The organism is Streptomyces roseofulvus (genome assembly GCF_039534915.1).
Taxonomy (GTDB): Bacteria; Actinomycetota; Actinomycetes; order Streptomycetales; family Streptomycetaceae; genus Streptomyces; species Streptomyces roseofulvus.
In genome coordinates, this window is sequence record NZ_BAAAWE010000001.1 from 3,969,725 (window position 1) to 3,985,858 (window position 16,134).

Sequence of the window (16,134 nt, forward strand, 5' to 3'; positions counted from 1 at the left end):
GACGAACGGAGGTCGGCGATGGCCGGCGGCAGGATCGTGGTGGGCGTGGACGGCTCGGAACCGTCCCTGAAGGCAGTGAAGTGGGCGGCCGCCCAGGCCGCCCTCACCGGGGACACCCTCCACGCGGTGATCAGCTGGGAGTACCCGGCGTCCTGGGCGACGATGATGCCGGGCGTCCCGCCGGAGTTCGACCCCGAACGACTGGCCAAGCAGATCCTCGACCAGTCCCTCGCGGAGGCCCTCACCCCCGAGGAGGCGGCCGCGACGACCCGCACGGTCGTCGGCGGCAACGCGGCGCAGGCGCTGATCGACCAGGCGGAGGGGGCGAGCCTGCTGGTGGTCGGCGACCGGGGCTACAGCGGCTTCAAGGCGGCCGTCCTGGGCTCGGTCTCCACGAACGTCACCCAACACGCCCCCTGCCCCGTCGTAGTGGTCCGAGGCACCTGACCCGACACCGCGGCGACGCCCACCCCCGATGCCGGCCGCGGGCACCCGCGCCCCGCGTGGGCAGGCGTTCCGCAAGGGGCGGAACGACTGCCCACAACGAAACGGCGCGGCCGCCCGCCGGGCCCGGCCAGCGGCGCCGCTCCCCCAGCCGGGCCCGGCGCGAAGCCGGACGGGCAGGGTGGGGACCGCCCCGCGGAACGCCTGCCCACACGGAGGTCCGGTGCGTGGCCGGACGTGCGGGGTGGGGCCTCGCGGCGGAGGATGGCTCTCATGGACATCAAGCTCGAACTGATCGGCGTCCCGGTCACCGACATCGACCGCGCCAAGGCCTTCTACGAGCGCGTCGGCTTCCACGCGGACCACGACGTCACCGTCAGCGAAGCGATCCGCTTCGTCCAGATGACCCCACCCGGCTCCGCCTGCTCGATCGCCTTCGGGAAGGGCATCACCGAGATGCCCCCCGGCTCCCTCGACAACATGCAGGTCGTCGTCGACGACATCGAGCAGGCCCACGCCGAACTGACCGACCGCGGCGTCGACGTCGGCGCGATCGACGACCAGCCGTGGGGTTCCTTCGTGTACTTCACGGACCCGGACGGCAACCGCTGGGCCGTCCAGCAGAAGACGCCCCGCGACCAGTAGGGGCGGGCCTCACCTGCGGTTGTAGAGCCGCATCGTCACCGCGCCGAACACCGCCACCAGCGCCACCGACCACCCCAGCGTCCACGTGATGTCCGCCGCGGGCCAGTCGCCGGCCATCAACTCCCGTACCGCCGTCGCCAGATGGGTCACCGGGTTGTTGTCGACGAACGCCTGGAGCCAGCCCGGCATCGTCCTCGGGTCGACGAAGACGTTGGAGAGGAAGGTCAGCGGGAAGATCACCATCATGCTGACGCCCATGACGGACTTCTCGCTGCGCAGCAGCAGCCCGAACATGGTCCAGACCCACGAGAACGCGAACGAGAAGACCAGCAGCAGCGCCACCCCGAGCAGCACGCCGACCACCCCGCCGGCGGGCCGGTAGCCGATGACGAGGCCGACGCTCAGCATCACGGCGGACGCGATCAGATAGCGCACGACGTCGCCGAGGAGATAACCGACCATCGGCGCCGGCCGCCAGATGGGCAGGGTGCGGAAGCGGTCGAAGACGCCCTTCACGATGTCGGTGTTGACCGAGACGCCGGTGTACATCGTGATCATCACGACCGACATCACGAGGATGCCGGGCAGCAGGAACTGGATGTACGCCGAGACCGACCCGGCGAGCGCACCCCCGAAGAGGTACGTGTACATCAGCACCATCATGATCGGGAACGCGGTCACGTCGAACAGCTGCTCCGGCACGTGCTTGATCTTCAGCATGGCCCGCCAGCCGAAGGTGAGCGACGCGGCGAGCGCGCCGGGCCGGGCTGGCCGGTCCTTCGCGAGGAGCAGGGCGGCGAGGTCGTCGGCGCGGGGCGCGGCGAACTCCACCTCCTGGCCGGTCTCCGTGGACGTGGACGTACCGGTGCTCATGCGGCGGGCCCCTTCCGGTCGGTGAGGGCGAGGAAGACCTCGTCCAGACTGGGCTGGCCGAGGGCGAAGTTGTCGACGGTGATCCCGGCCCGGGCCAGCTCCGCGAGGGCCCGGGCGGCCTGCTCGGCGGCGCCGAGGTCGGTGCCGTGGCCGTTGACGGTGGCGGTGAGGGCGACCGGGTCGGGATCGAGCTGGACGGCGGCGTTCAGGGCGGTGGCCAGGAGCCGCTCGGCCCGCGGCCGCTGCTCGGCGTCCCGGAGCCGTACGTGCACGGAGCCCGAGCCCACCGACGCCTTCAGCTCGCCCTTCGTGCCCTCCGCGATCACCCTGCCGTGGTCGATGACGGCGATCCGGGAGGCGAGCTGGTCGGCCTCGTCGAGGTACTGGGTGGTGAGGAGCACGGTCGTGCCCTGGGCGACGACGGCCCGCACGATGTCCCACACCTGGTTGCGGCTGCGCGGGTCGAGACCGGTGGTCGGCTCGTCGAGGAAGAGCAGGTCGGGGGTGTTGAGGATGGACGCGGCGATGTCGATGCGGCGCCGCATGCCGCCCGAGTAGTTCTTGACCTGCCGGCCGGCGGCCTCCGCGAGCCCGAACGCGGCGAGCAGCTGCGCGGAGCGTTCGCGGGCGGCGGGGCGGGTGTGGCCGAGGAGACGGGCGAGGAGGACGAGGTTCTCGGTGCCGGTGAGGTCCTCGTCGACGGAGGCGTACTGGCCGGTGAGGCTGACGCGGCCGCGGACGGTGTCGGCGTCGCGGACGACGTCGTGCCCGAAGACGCGGGCGCGCCCGGCGTCGGGGCGGAGGAGGGTGGCGAGCAGCTTGACGGTGGTGGTCTTGCCGGCGCCGTTCGGGCCGAGCAGCCCGTAGACGGTGCCGCGGGGGACCCGGAGGTCCACGCCGTCGACGGCCCGGTTCCCCCCGAACTCCTTGACGAGCCCCTCGGTCTCCACGGCCAACCCGCTCATCCCCCCAGTCTCCCCCGCCCCCCGTCCCCCCGCACGCCCGACGGCGCTGCCGGTCGCGGGCACCCGCGCCGAGGACCGGCGCGGGTGCCCGCGACCTGAAGCCGGGTCCGGCGCGTGGCCGGGGGTCAGTACGGGGCCGGGTGGCCCGTGGCGTCTTCGTGCGTGTAGAAGAGGTAGAAGGTCCCGGCCCCCACCCCCGCCCCCACGATCAGCCCCAGCACGCTCGCCGACAGCACGCTGGAGCCGGACAGGCTGTAGAGGAAGCCGATCGCGACGCCCGCCAGCGCGCCCCACGCCACCGCCCGCAGCTCGCGCGGCAGCGCGCGGCCGTAGGTGCGGAGCGCGTACACCGCTCCGCCGACGAGGATCGCGGAGATGATCCCGAGCCACAGCTGGCCCCAGGTCAGCGCTCCGCCGTGGCGCGAGACGGTCGGGGCGTAGAGGCCGTAGGCGATGCCGACGAGGGCGGGCAGGACGGCGCCGTGCAGGTGCACGGTGCGCCGCGCGGGTACCGCTGCGTGTGCGGCCATGGCAGGGCCTCCTTCACGTCGCAGTGTCGCGGTGTCGCGTGTCGCGTGTCGCGGTCACTCGTGTCCAGCGGACACCCCCGCCCCCGCCCCCGCAAGTGGATCAGCGGCGGCCGCCGCTCCCGGGTCGTACCGCCACCGCGTCGATCTCGAACTGCATGCCGGGCAGTGCCAGCGCGGCGACCCCGCTGAGGGTCTGCGCCGGGAGCCGTTCGCCGAAGGCGGCGTGCAGCGCCTTGCCGAGCACCTCCAGCTTCCCGAGGTCGTGGTCGACGACGTACGAGCCGAGCCGCACGACGTGCTCGAAGCCCAGCCCGACGCCTTCGAGGGCGTGCCGCAGGTTCGTGAGGGAGAGCTCGACCTGGGCGGCGAAGTCGCCGGGGACGGGCGCGCCGGTGGCGTCGGAGGCGTACTGCCCGGCGATGAAGACGAGTTCGCCGGGTGCGGAGGCGGCGTGGCTGTAGCCGAAGGGGGTGGGGTCGTGGAGGGCGGGCGGGTTGGTGAGGGTGCGCCGGTCGGTCATGACGGGTCGGTTCCTTTCCCCGGTTTCTCGACACTCGATGTCCAGAATCACTCGACAATCCCGGACCTTACACATCCAGGATCAGGAAGGGCAAGGGAGACGGCCCTCACCCGTTCGGCCCAGCCGGGAGGCCGAATTCGCCCGTTTGTCCCCAGGATGACGCCATGAGCCAGAACACCGCACCCTCCCGCCCGCACACGTCGAGCACCTCCGAGGCGTGGGCCTCCGGCGGAACGCTCTTCGCCGGTGTCCTGATGCTGGTCACCGGCATCATGGACGTCTTTCAGGGCATCGCCGGGATCGCCGAGGACGACGTCTACACCCGCGTCGGCGACTACGTCTTCAAGTTCGACCTCACCACCTGGGGCTGGATCCACCTGGTCATCGGCATCGTCGTCGCGATCGCCGGCTTCGGGATCCTCAAGGGCGCCGAGTGGGGCCGGGTCGCCGGTATCTCCCTGGCCTCCCTCAACCTCATCGCCCAGTTCCTCTTCCTGCCCTACCAGCCGTGGTGGGCGCTGTTCTCCATGGCCATCTCGGTCTTCGTGATCTGGGCCCTCGCCACGGACGACGCGTACGGCGCCGGCAAGCGCTCCTGAGCGCGGACGAGGGACACCACGGATGACCGCCCACCGGCCACGGACGCCGGCGCGACCACCGGCGAGGGCGAGACGGGTGGCGGGCGCCGCCCTCCTCGCCCTCGCCGTGGCCGGCGGCGCCGGCGGATGCGACGCCGCCAAGGAGGCCGCCGGGGACCTCGTCTCCTCGGCGACCTCCGCCGTCGCCTCCGCCGCGCAGGAGAAGATGGACCAGATCAAGGACGGCGTGAACGCCACCGGCGACCTCAGCGCCGGGCCGACCTCCGTCGACGGCGACCGCACGGTCGCCACCGTCACCGCCGCCAACCCCCTCGACCGGACCGCCGACTACGCGGTCCTGGTCACCTTCCGCGACGGCGGCGGGAACTTCCTCGACACGGTCCTCCTCACCCTCGACGGCGTCCCGGCCGGAGCCGCCAAGTCCGGTACGGCGCGCAGCAATCGGACGCTCGACGGGGCGACCACCGCGGAGATCACCCGGGCCCTGCGACACTGAGGGAGTGGACCGAGCCCTCAGCGCAGCGACCGGCAGCACGGACCCGGGCGACACGACGCGCCCCCGACCCCGGCCACCGCTCCCGTCCCCACGGCCCGCACCGTCCCCGCCCTCCCCGCCCCTCCGGCCCAGGCACCGCGACCGCGCCCTCGCCTGGGCCGCCGGGCCGCTCCTGGCCGTCCCCGCGGTCGTCGCCGGCTGCCGCGCCCTCGACGCCGACGGCGACACCCCGCTCCCCCAGCTCCTCTCCTTCCTCCCCTGGCTGACCGTCCCCGCCGCGCTCGGGCTGCTGCTCGCGGCGGCCGCCCGCCGCCGGGTGCTCGCGTTCCTCGCGGTACTCGTCCTCACCGCCACCGCGTGGGCGTCGCTGCCGTACACCCCGCTGCTCGCCGTCACCCACGGCCACCCCCTCGCCCGCGTCCGGGTCATCGCCGCGAACGTCGAGTTCGGGCAGGCCACCGGCTCCCTCATCGACCTCGCCCGCCGGGAACGGCCCCAGCTGCTCTACGTCTCCGAGTGCGACCCCGCCTGCGGACGCGCCCTCACCGCCGCGCTGTCCGGGCAGCTGCCGCACCGGGTCTCCGTCGACGCGGCGGGCTCCGCCGGCTCCGTCCTGCTCAGCGCCTATCCGCTGCGCGACCGGTCCGTCGTCCCCGCGACCATGGGCATGCCCGGCGCCACCGCGGAGATCGCCGGACGGCCGGTACGCCTCCAGCTCGCCCACCCCATGCCGCCCGTCCCCGGCCAGGTCGCCCTCTGGAAGGCCGAACTCGCCCGCCTCCGGGACGCCGTCGCCGACCGCCCCGCCGACGAGGCCCTGATCGTCGCCGGCGACTTCAACGCCTCCCAGGACCACGCCGCCTACCGCGACCTCGTCGCCGCCCGCCTCCTCCTCGATGCGGCCCGCGTCACCGGTGCCTCCCGCACCCCGACCTGGCCCGCCGAAGGCCCCCTCCCGCCGTACGTGCAGATCGACCACGTCCTCACCAGCACCGCCCTCACCCCGACGGCCACCCGCTTCCCCGCCCTCCCCGGCAGCGACCACCGGGCCGTCGTCGCCGACCTCGACCTGCACGACGGGCGCTGATCGGCCACGCTGGAGGCATGGACAACGAGCAGATCCTCGACGACATCGGAGCGCTCGTGGAGGAGGAACGCGCCCTCCGCCGGCGCACCGGCGGCCTCCTCCCCGAGGAACGCACGCGCCTCGCCGAGCTGGAGGTCCGCCTCGACCAGTGCTGGGACCTGCTGCGGCAGCGGCGCGCGAAAGCGGAGTTCGGCGAGGACCCCGATACGGCGGTCCTCCGCCCCGCCGCGGAAGTGGAGTCCTACCGCAACTGACCCCCGCCCCCGTTGCGGGGCGCGCCCCGCCCCCCCGTTGCGGGCAGTCGTTCCGCAGGGCGCCTGCCCACGCGGTCCGGTGCGGGACCGGCGGGGCCGCGTAAGTTAAGGGGCATGGGTCCTGGACGGCGTCGGAACGGTCGGCTGGTTCCTCCCGCGTGGCTGACCGCAGGTCTCCGCCCCGCGCCCGCCCCCATCCCCTGGGCCGCCGTCGTCCGCGCCTCGCTCGCGCTGTCGCTGCCGCTCGCGGTGGGGCTGGCCGTGGACCGACCCGCGTACGGCGCGCTCGTCTCGATGGGCGCGCTCTCCGGCGTCATCGGCGACACCGCCGACGCCTACCGGATGCGGATCTTCAACATCGCCGTCCCGCAGCTGTTCGGCGCCCTCGGCGTCACCCTCGGGACGCTCGTCTTCGGGCAGGGCTGGCTCGCGGTCGCCACGCTGACCCTCGTCGCGCTCGTCTCGGGGATGATCTCCTCGATCGGCGCGGTCGCCTCCGCCTCCGGCCTGCTGCTGCTCCTGAACGCCGTCGTCGGCGCCGGTCTCCCCATGCCGGAGCCCTGGTGGAAGGCGCCGCTGCTGCTGACGGCCGGCGGACTGGTCGTCCTGGCGCTGACCCTCCTCGGCTGGCCGCTGCGTCGCGCCGCGCCCGAGCGGGCCGCGGTGGCGGCCACCTACCGGACGCTGGCCGACCTGTACGAGGCCGCGGGCTCGGAGTCGTACCAGGAAAAACGGCAGGCGGTCACCGCCTCCCTCAACCAGTCGTACGACCTGATCCTGGCCCGCCGCACCCGCCAGCACGGCCGCACCTCCTCGCTGGCCCGGCTGCTCGCCCAGCTCAACGTCCTCGTCCCGCTCCTGGAAGCCGCCCCCGCCGCCGACCTGCGGGCCCGGCTGTACGGCCCGCTGCCGCCGGCCGTCGCCGCGACCGTCCGCGACCTCGCCGACGCCGTGGAGAGCGGCCGCACCGAACACCCGGTTCGGCCCGAGCCGGTCTTCGGCCCCTCCGCCCGCCCCGCCGAGAAGGCCGTCGAGCACGCGCTGCGGCACGCCGCCACCGTCGTCCACGAGGCCGAACCCGACCCCTACAACGTCGACGACCGGCTCGGCCGCCCCGCCTCGCTCACCGTCCGCGCCCGCCGCGCCGCCCGCACCATGCTGCTCTCCGCGCCGTCCTGGCGGTACGGGCTCCGCCTGGCGCTCTGCATCGGCCTCGCCCAGGCGCTCGTCTCGCTGATCGCCGTGCCCCGCTCGTACTGGGTCGCGCTCACCGTCACCTTCGTGATGAAGCCGGACTTCGGCTCGGTGTTCTCGCGCGCGGTGCTGCGCGCGGTCGGCACCTGCCTGGGGCTCGTCGCCGCCGCGCTGGTCCTCGCCGAGGTGCCCCGCGGCTGGTGGGACGTGCCGGTGATGGCGGTGCTGGCCGCGCTGATCCCGGCGTTCTCGGCGAAGGGGTACGCCTTCCAGACGGCGGCCATCACCCCCGTCATCCTGCTGCTGTCCGACGCCCTCAACCAGGAGGGCTTCGACCTCGTCCTGCCCCGCCTGTACGACTCCCTCATCGGCTGCGCCATCGCACTCGTCGCCGGCTATCTGCTGTGGCCGGAGTCCTGGCACAGCCGGATCGGCGACCGGCTCGCCGACGCCGTCGCCGACGCGGCCGCCTATGTGGAACGCGCCTTCGGCGCCGACGCCGACGCCGGCCGGCTGCGGGCCCGCCGCGCGCTGTACCGGGACCTGTCGGCGGTCCGCTCCGAGTTCCAGCGCGCCCTCACCGAACCGCCGCCGACCGGCACCCGCGCCGCCGCCTGGTGGCCGCTGGCGATCGCCGTCGAACGGATCGTGGACGCCACCACCGCCGCCCGCATCCGGGTCGCGCACGGCGCCCCACCACCGGACGCGGCGGAGGTGACGGCCGTCGCGCGCGAACTGCGGGAGCTCGCCGAGGGCCTGCGCGCCACCGAGACCCTCTTCGCGGTCCGCGCCGAACTGCCCGGCGACGACGAGGGCGTCCTCGCACCGCTCCGCCAGGAGGTCCGCGCGGCCCGCGCCATCGCCGGTCCCGAGCTGCGCTGACCGCCCCGTAAACCCCTTTGGGACGGTACGTGGGGGCGTATCGGCGGACTTACCGGCGGTCACGGAACGGAACCCTCCTGCCACCGTTACCGGAATCCACCGGGCCGACTACGATGCGCTCGACCGCTCCGAGGTGATCAGCGCCCGCACCCCTGCCCGCGCCCGCTCCCGGACGGCCAACCGGCTCGCCCACCGGGCCACTTCACCTGCCCACCACCTCCCCCTCCGTTTCCACCTCCCCCTCGCCCTCCCCCCCTTCCCTCCATCCCTCCGTCGTCCGGAACCCCCCACACCCGATCCCAGGACTCCGAGGACACCGTCATGCGCACGACCACCAGCAGAGGGCTCCAGCCCAATGTCCTCGGCACCTTCGACACGATCGTGATGGCCGTCGCGGGCAGCGCCCCCGCCTACTCGCTCGCCGCCACGACCGCCGTGCTCTTCGGGGCGGTCGGATACGCCGGGCCCGCCGCGCTCCTCTACTGCGCGATACCGATGTTCGGCATCGTCCTCGCCTACGCGCGGCTCGGCCGGATCGACGTCAACGCGGGCGCCGGCTACTCGTGGGTGGGCCGCACCCTCCACCCCTTCCTCGGCTTCCTCTCCGGCTGGGCGCTGGTCTTCGCCGCGACCGTGTTCATGGTGGCCGGCTCGGTGCCCGCCGGGACGCTCACCCTCGCCCTCTTCGACGCGGACCTCGCCGCCTCGACCCCGCTGGCGACCGGCGTCGGCGCCTGCTGGTTCCTGCTGATGCTCGGCGTCGTGCTGGGCGGCGCCCGGCTCACCGTGCGGGCCCAACTCCTCATGTCCGGGATCGAGATGGCGATCCTGCTCGTCTTCGTCCTCGCGGCGGTCGCGCACCGCGGCCGGGCCGTCGCCTTCGACTGGTCCTGGTTCGGCCTCGGGCACTTCCACGGCCCCGAGGGCTTCGCGGCGGGTGCGCTGATCGCCGCGTTCTACTACTGGGGCTGGGACGTCACCAGCAACCTCAGCGAGGAGACCCGGAACAGCCGGCGCACGGCCGGCCTCGCCGCCCTGGTCGGCGTCGGCTTCGTCTTCCTCCTCTTCGTCGCCTTCACGGTCGCGGTGAACGTGCTGCTGCCGGCCGACGGGATCGCGTCCGCGGGACCGAACGTGCTCGCCGTCCTCGGCGAGGAGATCTGGCCGGGCGTCGGCGGGAAACTGCTGGTCGTCGCCGTGATCCTGTCCACGGTCGCGACCCTGGAGACCACCCTCCTCCAGGTGACCCGCTCGCTCTTCGCGATGGGCCGCGACCGGACCCTGCCGGCCGCCCTCGGCCTGGTCCACCGCCGCTGGAACACCCCGTGGGTGGCCGTCGCCGCCGTCGGCGCCGCCGCGCTGGTCCTCTTCGCCGCCGCGGCCGCCGCCGGCTCCGTCCAGCGGATCCTGCGCGACGCGGTCTCCGCGATCGGCCTCCAGATCGCCTTCTACTACAGCCTGGCGGGCATCGCGGCCGTCGTCGCGTACAAGTCCCTGCTGCTGCGCTCGGTCAGGAACTTCCTGCTCGGCGGGGTGTGGCCGCTGCTCGGCGCCGCGTTCATGCTGTGGGCGTTCGTCGAGTCGCTGGGCGAGCTGTCCACCACCGCCCTCGCCATCGGCCTCGGCGGGCTCGCCGCCGGGCTCGTCCCGATGGCGGTGTACTGGCGCAAGGGCAGCGACTACTACCGGCCCGCCCGCCTGGACGCCACCCGGGCCCTCGCCGCCGCCGACGAGTCGGCCCCGGTCTCCCCCGGCACCCGCCTGCGGGACAAGAGCTACGCCACCGACTTCTGACGCCGACCCGCCCGTTGCTGTACCGACGCACCGATCGAAGGAGGCCCCCATGGGCGTACGCCGACGCGCCCTCAGACGGTCCCGCGCGGACCGGTTCACCCCCGACTTCGACCCGGACTTCGGTGACCGCGCGCTGACCGAGGCGCGCCACGACATCGTGATCGGCCGCTGGCAGGGCGTACGGGACCTGCTCGCCGCCACCGGCGACGACTGGGCCCGCCGCACCCACCGGATCCGGCTCCTCTCGCACGCCGCCGCAGGCAGCTCCACCGTCGAGACCTGGCGGGCCGCCGAACCGCGCAGCGCCGACGCGGCGGTGCTCCGGGCGGCGACCGAGGTGGTACGGGTCTTCGACGCGGCGATCGCGGCCGGCCGGGGCGCCGCCGTGGACCGGGCCCGGATCGACGCGGCCGTCGACGCCTGCCGGGGCGCGGCGGACGCGGCACCCGCCGACCCGATGCCGTGGGTGTCGCTGCTCTCCGTGGCGCGGCTGTACGAGGGCGGCGTGCCGCGCCGTGAACTGCGTTACTGGTTCGACGAGTTGCGGCGTCGCGACCCGTACAACACGGAGGGCCACGTGCAGGTGCTGCGCTACCTGTCGGCGCGCTGGCACGGCACCCACGGGTCGATGTACGACTTCGCGCGGGACGCGGCGGGGGTGGCGCCGCCCGGTTCGGCGCTGCCGGTCCTGGTGCAGGTGGCGCGGGTGGAGGAGTACCGCTACATCGCCGACGGGGCGCTGGGCCGCGGCCCGGTGCGCGGCTTCGACCAGCACTGGAAGCACGAGCTGGCGGTGACCGAGCTGCGGCGCACCTACGAGCGCTGGATCGGCGGCCGGGACGCCTCGCGCCCGGTCGCCCCCGAGGAGGTCGGCGACCTCAACTTCCTGGCCCACGCGGCCTGCTACGCGGGCCAGGTGGAGCAGGCGCGGGAGCTGCTCGGGCTGCTCGGGACGCGGGCGGCGTGGGTGCCGTGGGCGTACACGGGCGACCCGGAGGAGCAGTTCGTCCGCTTCCGGGAGGGCCTGGGGGTCGGCTGACCCCCAGGCCCACACGTACCGCTGCCGGAGCGGGCTCCGGATCCGGCTCCGGATCAGACGCCGATGTCGCGGCCGTCGGTGCGCCAGACGGCGACGACGGACGGGCGGACGATCTTGCCGGGGCCGTCGGGCCAGGTGGAGGCCGGGTTCTCGACGGAGGCGCCGTCGATCTCGCCGGGGTGCTGCACGGCCACCAGGACGCGGCGGTCCTGGATGATCGGGCCGCAGGTCTCGGCGCCCTTCGGCACGGTGAGGAACTGCTTCAGCTCACCGCGGCGCTCGCCGTGGGTGGCGACGCCGAAGAGGCCGTCGTGCGAGCCGAGCTGGTTGCCGTCCGTGGAGATCCACAGGTTGCCGTGCGGGTCGAAGGCCACGTTGTCCGGGCAGGAGATCGGGGAGACCTTCTCCTTCGGGTAGCCGGCGAAGTAGGTGGCCGGGTCGTTCGGGTCGCCGGCGACGAGGAAGAGGCGCCAGGCGAAGCCGTCCGAGGACGGGTCGTCCCAGTGCTCGGCCAGCTCCAGGACCTGCCCGTGCTTGTTGGCGTTGCGCGGGTTGGCCTCGTCGGCGGGCGCCTTGCCGGCCTTGCCGCGGTCCTTGTTGTTGGTGAGGGCGACGTAGACCCGGCCGCTGCGGGGCGAGGGCTCGACGTCCTCGGGGCGGTCCATCTTCGTCGCGCCCGCCTTGTCGCCGGCGACGCGCGTGAAGACGAAGACCTCCTCGGCGGTCATGCCCGGGACGTGCGAGACGGCGCCGTCGGGGCCGGCCGTGGCGAGCGGGATCCAGGTGCCGGAGCCGTCGAACTCGCCGTCGTTCGGGAGCTTGCCGGTGCCGTCGATCTCGGCCGCCGGGGAGTCGCCGGTCAGCTTGGCGACGTACAGCGTGCCCTCGTCGAGCAGCGTGAGGTTGTGCTCGCGCGCACGCCGGGACGAGCCCTTCATCATCCGCTTCGACGAGACGAACTTGTAGAAGTAGTCGAACCGCTCGTCGTCGCCCATGTAGACGACCGGGCGGCCGTCGGCGGTCAGGCGCGGCTGCGCGGCCTCGTGCTTGAAGCGGCCGAGGGCGGTGCGCTTGCGGGGCGTGGACCGCGGGTCGTACGGGTCGAGCTCGACGACCCAGCCGAAGCGGTGGGACTCGTTCGGCTCCTGCGCGAGGTCGAAGCGCTTGTCGAACCGCTCCCACTTGCGCTCGGAGGCGCCGGGGACCATGCCGTACCGCTTGTCCGTCTCGGACGAGCCGTTGGCGAAGTACTGGTTGAAGTTCTCCTCGCCGTGAAGCGTGGTGCCCCACGGGGTGGTGCCGCCCGCGCAGTTGTTGAGCGTGCCGAGGACGGTACGTCCCTCCGGGTCGGCGGAGGTCCTCACGAGCGCGGAGCCGGCGGCGGGGCCGGTCAGCTCGAACTCGCTGGTGGTGTGGAGGCGGCGGTTCAGGTAGTGCCGGGTGACCGGGGTGAGCTTGCCGGTGCGGCGCTCCTCCTGCACGACGACGACGGAGAGGCCGTGCGCGGCCCAGGCGATCTCGACCTGCTCGCGGGTCGGGTTCTCGGCGTCGTAGCCGCGGAACATGAGGATCTCGTCGGTGTACTCGTGGTTGGCGACGAGCACCTGCTTGCCGTACTCCCCGCGCAGCGGCAGCAGGGAGAGGAAGTCGTTGTTGTACCCGAACTGACCGGCCTGCGCCGCGGCGGTCTGGTTCTCGGAGTCGAAGGCGGGGGCGCCGCGGAGGATCGGCTCGCCCCACCGGATGACGACGTTCTGCCCGTAACCGGAGGGCACGGTGACCTGGTCGGCGGTGTTGGGCGCGACCGGCGCGAAGCGGAGGCCGCGGGCGCCGTCGGCGGCGGGCTTGTGCCCGGGGTGCGCCTGCGCCTCCGGGGCGCCGCCGAGGACGAGGGACCCGCCGGCGGCGGTGGCGACGGTCGCGACGGCGGCGGCACGGAGCGCGGAACGGCGGGACAGCACACCGGCGATGACGTCGCCGACGTACTCGTTGTCGCTGGTGTTCGGCACCTCGTGGAAGCAGGCGTCGCCACAGCGGAACCGGCAGGTGAGAGCGGAACGACCGCCCCCGTGCGGGTTGGTGCCGATCAGCGGCAGCAGTTTGCGCACTTCGTCCTCCTCCGGCGCAGCACTGCGCCGACATGGTGTCGGGAATCCGTTCGACCGTGACGGTATGTGCGCACATCTGCACGGGGACGGCGACGGAATGAACGCCGGATGAATGCGAGGCAACCGTGACCGACGGGGTCCACGGAACCGGAGGACGCGGCCGCTAACCTTACGTGTCCGCCCTGGCCAGGGATGAAGGACGCATACCGCATCCAACTCATGCGAAAGGGTTCGCCCATGGGTATTCGGAGCTTGCTGCGCAAGGTATTCGGCCGCGACCGCGAAGATCCGGCGACCCCTTCCGTCCCGCCCCAGTCCCGCGAACCCGAGCCCACCCGGGAACCGACCCCCGCGGCCCCGGAACCCACCACGGCCACGGCCTCCGCCGCCGCCCCGGAGCCCGCCCCGGCAACGGCCGCCCAGAAGGCCGCCGCCGACCTGGTGGCAGCAGCCTTCGACAACCCCCAGATCCCCAAGGCCCGCACGTCCACCCAGCCGGAGGCGGCGGAGCCGACGGCGGTGGCGACGGCGGCGACGGCGGTGCCCGAGGCCGAGGCGGTGCCGGAGGCGACGGCGGAGGCCGCGACCACGGTTGAGGTCGAGGTCGAGGCGGCGCAGGCCGACGCTCAGGCCGAGGCGGAGGAGCCGGCGGCAGAGGCCGAGGCGGCCGCGCCGAAGACGACCGACGCCGAGCCGCCGGCGGCCGAGACCGAGGTCACCGCGCCCGAGAAGGACGCGGACGCGGCGGCGCCGACGGCCGAGGCCGAGACGGAGACCCCGGCGCAGGCCGAGGCGCCGGAGCCGGTGGCGGAGCCCGAGGCCGAGGCGGCAGAGCCGACGGCGGAGGCCGCGACCACGGTCAAGGTCGAGGTCGAGGCGGCGCAGGCCGACGCTCAGGCCGAGGCGGAGGAGCCGGCGGCAGAGGCCGAGGCGGCCGCGCCGAAGACGACCGACGCCGAGCCGCCGGCGGCCGAGACCGAGGTCACCGCGCCCGAGAAGGACGCGGACGCGGCGGAGCCGACGGCCGAGGCCGAGACGGAGACCCCGGCGCAGGCCGAGGCGCCGGAGCCGGTGGCGGAGCCCGAGGCCGAGGCGGCAGAGCCGACGGCGGAGGCCGCGACCACGGTCAAGGTCGAGGTCGAGGCGGCGCAGGCCGACGCTCAGGCCGAGGCGGAGGAGCCGGCGGCAGAGGCCGAGGCGGCCGCGCCGAAGACGACCGACGCCGAGCCGCCGGCGGCCGAGACCGAGGTCACCGCGCCCGAGAAGGACGCGGACGCGGCGGAGCCGACGGCCGAGGTCGAGGCGGAGCCGGCGCCGGAGGCGGCCCCCGCCGACGCGACCGACGCGGACGCGTCGGCGCCCGACACCGAGCCCACCGCCGAGGCGGCGCCGGAGGCGCAGTCGACGGCGGAGACCGACACGGCCCCGGAGGCGACCACCGACACGGACGCGTCGGAAGCCGACACCGCACCGGCGGACGCCGCCGAGGCGGTCGAGCCGGAGGCCGACACCGAGCCCACCGCCGAGGCGGCGCCGGAGGCGCAGCGGACGGCGGAGACCGACACGGCCCCGGAGGCGACCACCGACGCCGACGAGCCGCAAGCGGAAGCGGCCCCCGCCGAGGCCGAGGCCACCCCGGCGGACGCCGCCGACACCACCGGGGCGGCCCCGGCCGCTCCGGAGGCGGAGCCGACGGCCGAGGCGGAGCCCACGGCGGACGCCGAGCAGAACGAGGCGGCCCCGGCCCCGGAGGCGACCGCCGACGCGGACGCGTCCGAGCCCGACACCGCTCCCGCCGCCGTCCCGGCGCCGGAGGCCGAGGCCGAGGCCGAGACCGCCCCGGCGGACGCCGACACCACCGAGACGGCCCCGGCCACCGCGGACGCCGACACCACCGAGGCCGCCCCGGCCACCGCGGACGCCACCAGCGACGCCGACGAGCCGCAGGCCGAGGCGGAGCCGGCGGCCGAGGCCGACACGGACACGGACACGGACCCCGCCGAGCCGCAGGCCGCCACCGGCGTCCGCGGCGACGGTCTCGCGCCGCACCTCGCGGAGCCGTACCGCGTCGCCGGTGACGTGCTGCGGGCCCAGGGGCTCGGGGCCGCTCGCGCTCGGGTGTACCTGGTCGTCGACCGGTCCGGGTCGATGCGCGGGTACTTCAAGGACGGGTCCGTGCAGCGGCTCGCCGAGCAGGCCGTGGCGCTGGCCGCGCACCTGGACGAGGACGCGACGGTCACGACCGTCTTCTTCTCGACCGACGTCGACGGCGTCGTCGACCTGACCCCCGCCGACCTCACCCCCACCCGCGTCGAGGAGATCAACGCCGGTCTCGGCCGCCTCGGCCGGACGAACTACCACCGCGCCGTCGAGGAGGTCCTGGCCCACCACGAGAAGGCGGACAAGGCCGCCCCGGCGCTGGTGATCTTCCAGACCGACGGCCCGCCCGAGTCCCGTACCGCCGCGAACCAGGCCCTCGCCGAGGCCGCCGGCCGCCCGATCCACTGGCGCTTCACCGCCTGGGGCGAGGAGGACGGCAAGGGCTTCGACTATCTGCGGAAGCTCGCCGCCGACCGTACGGCGACCCATTTCGCGGGCCCGGCCCCGGTCGAGACCCCGCACGAGGACTTCTACCGGGGGATCCTCACCGGTCTCACACTCTGAGCACTCCGCACACTCCGAACCGGGACGCTCTGAACCCGCC

General features: G+C 74.4%; 15 protein-coding genes. 10 read left to right on the forward strand and 5 right to left on the reverse strand.

What is annotated here, in order from left to right; translation table 11 throughout:
• The first annotated feature begins 18 nt into the window (after positions 1–18).
• Both ABFY03_RS18245 and ABFY03_RS18250 read left to right on the forward strand, forming a co-directional pair.
• Complete coding sequence (locus ABFY03_RS18245; protein WP_319009291.1) at positions 19–447, forward strand: universal stress protein; 429 nt, start codon at positions 19–21, stop codon at positions 445–447.
• A 270-nt stretch (positions 448–717) separates the two neighbouring features.
• Positions 718–1,089, forward strand: coding sequence for a VOC family protein (locus tag ABFY03_RS18250; protein WP_319009290.1), 372 nt, complete (start codon positions 718–720; stop codon positions 1,087–1,089).
• Between the two features lie 9 nt (positions 1,090–1,098).
• Here ABFY03_RS18250 and ABFY03_RS18255 read toward each other — a convergent pair whose 3' ends face one another.
• From ABFY03_RS18255 to ABFY03_RS18270, 4 genes are all read right to left on the reverse strand, one after another.
• The gene (locus ABFY03_RS18255) at positions 1,099–1,962 is read right to left on the reverse strand and encodes an ABC transporter permease (protein ID WP_319009289.1); all 864 of its coding nucleotides are present in this window, start codon (positions 1,960–1,962) and stop codon (positions 1,099–1,101) included.
• Entirely contained in the window at positions 1,959–2,927 is a 969-nt protein-coding gene (locus ABFY03_RS18260; protein ID WP_319009288.1) for an ATP-binding cassette domain-containing protein, read from the reverse strand. The genes ABFY03_RS18255 and ABFY03_RS18260 overlap by 4 nt, the downstream gene beginning before the upstream one ends.
• A 125-nt stretch (positions 2,928–3,052) precedes the next feature.
• Positions 3,053–3,457: a hypothetical protein gene (locus ABFY03_RS18265; protein ID WP_346170376.1), complete on the reverse strand. Its 405-nt coding sequence runs from the start codon at positions 3,455–3,457 to the stop codon at positions 3,053–3,055.
• A 100-nt stretch (positions 3,458–3,557) separates the two neighbouring features.
• Positions 3,558–3,977 carry a RidA family protein gene (locus ABFY03_RS18270; RefSeq protein ID WP_346170377.1) on the reverse strand — a complete coding sequence of 140 codons (420 nt, stop codon included), beginning with the start codon at positions 3,975–3,977 and terminating at the stop codon, positions 3,558–3,560.
• Between the two features lie 164 nt (positions 3,978–4,141).
• Here ABFY03_RS18270 and ABFY03_RS18275 point away from each other — a divergent pair, with 164 nt between their 5' ends.
• The 7 genes from ABFY03_RS18275 to ABFY03_RS18305 all read left to right on the forward strand — a co-directional run bounded on the left by ABFY03_RS18275 (position 4,142) and on the right by ABFY03_RS18305 (position 11,322).
• Positions 4,142–4,576 carry a DUF7144 family membrane protein gene (locus ABFY03_RS18275; RefSeq protein ID WP_319009285.1) on the forward strand — a complete coding sequence of 145 codons (435 nt, stop codon included), beginning with the start codon at positions 4,142–4,144 and terminating at the stop codon, positions 4,574–4,576.
• Between the two features lie 76 nt (positions 4,577–4,652).
• A complete protein-coding gene (locus ABFY03_RS18280) occupies positions 4,653–5,072 on the forward strand; it encodes a hypothetical protein (protein WP_346170378.1) in 420 nt (139 codons plus the stop codon).
• A gap of 4 nt (positions 5,073–5,076) precedes the next feature.
• Complete coding sequence (locus ABFY03_RS18285; protein ID WP_319009283.1) at positions 5,077–6,159, forward strand: endonuclease/exonuclease/phosphatase family protein; 1,083 nt, start codon at positions 5,077–5,079, stop codon at positions 6,157–6,159.
• A 17-nt stretch (positions 6,160–6,176) separates the two neighbouring features.
• Positions 6,177–6,413: a DUF2630 family protein gene (locus tag ABFY03_RS18290; protein WP_346170379.1), complete on the forward strand. Its 237-nt coding sequence runs from the start codon at positions 6,177–6,179 to the stop codon at positions 6,411–6,413.
• A gap of 114 nt (positions 6,414–6,527) precedes the next feature.
• Positions 6,528–8,489 carry an FUSC family protein gene (locus ABFY03_RS18295; RefSeq protein ID WP_346170380.1) on the forward strand — a complete coding sequence of 654 codons (1,962 nt, stop codon included), beginning with the start codon at positions 6,528–6,530 and terminating at the stop codon, positions 8,487–8,489.
• A 321-nt stretch (positions 8,490–8,810) separates the two neighbouring features.
• The gene (locus ABFY03_RS18300; RefSeq protein ID WP_346170381.1) at positions 8,811–10,283 is read left to right on the forward strand and encodes an APC family permease; all 1,473 of its coding nucleotides are present in this window, start codon (positions 8,811–8,813) and stop codon (positions 10,281–10,283) included.
• 49 nt (positions 10,284–10,332) lie between these two features.
• Complete coding sequence (locus ABFY03_RS18305; RefSeq protein ID WP_319009279.1) at positions 10,333–11,322, forward strand: hypothetical protein; 990 nt, start codon at positions 10,333–10,335, stop codon at positions 11,320–11,322.
• Positions 11,323–11,375: 53 nt separating this feature from the next.
• Here the strand turns inward: ABFY03_RS18305 and ABFY03_RS18310 are convergent, their stop codons facing one another.
• Positions 11,376–13,430 (reverse strand): PhoX family protein, encoded by a 2,055-nt coding sequence (locus tag ABFY03_RS18310; protein WP_319009278.1) that lies wholly within the window; start codon positions 13,428–13,430, stop codon positions 11,376–11,378.
• Between the two features lie 237 nt (positions 13,431–13,667).
• Between ABFY03_RS18310 and ABFY03_RS18315 the strand changes: the two genes are divergently transcribed.
• Entirely contained in the window at positions 13,668–16,094 is a 2,427-nt protein-coding gene (locus ABFY03_RS18315) for a VWA domain-containing protein (RefSeq protein WP_346170382.1), read from the forward strand.
• Positions 16,095–16,134 lie beyond the last annotated feature (40 nt).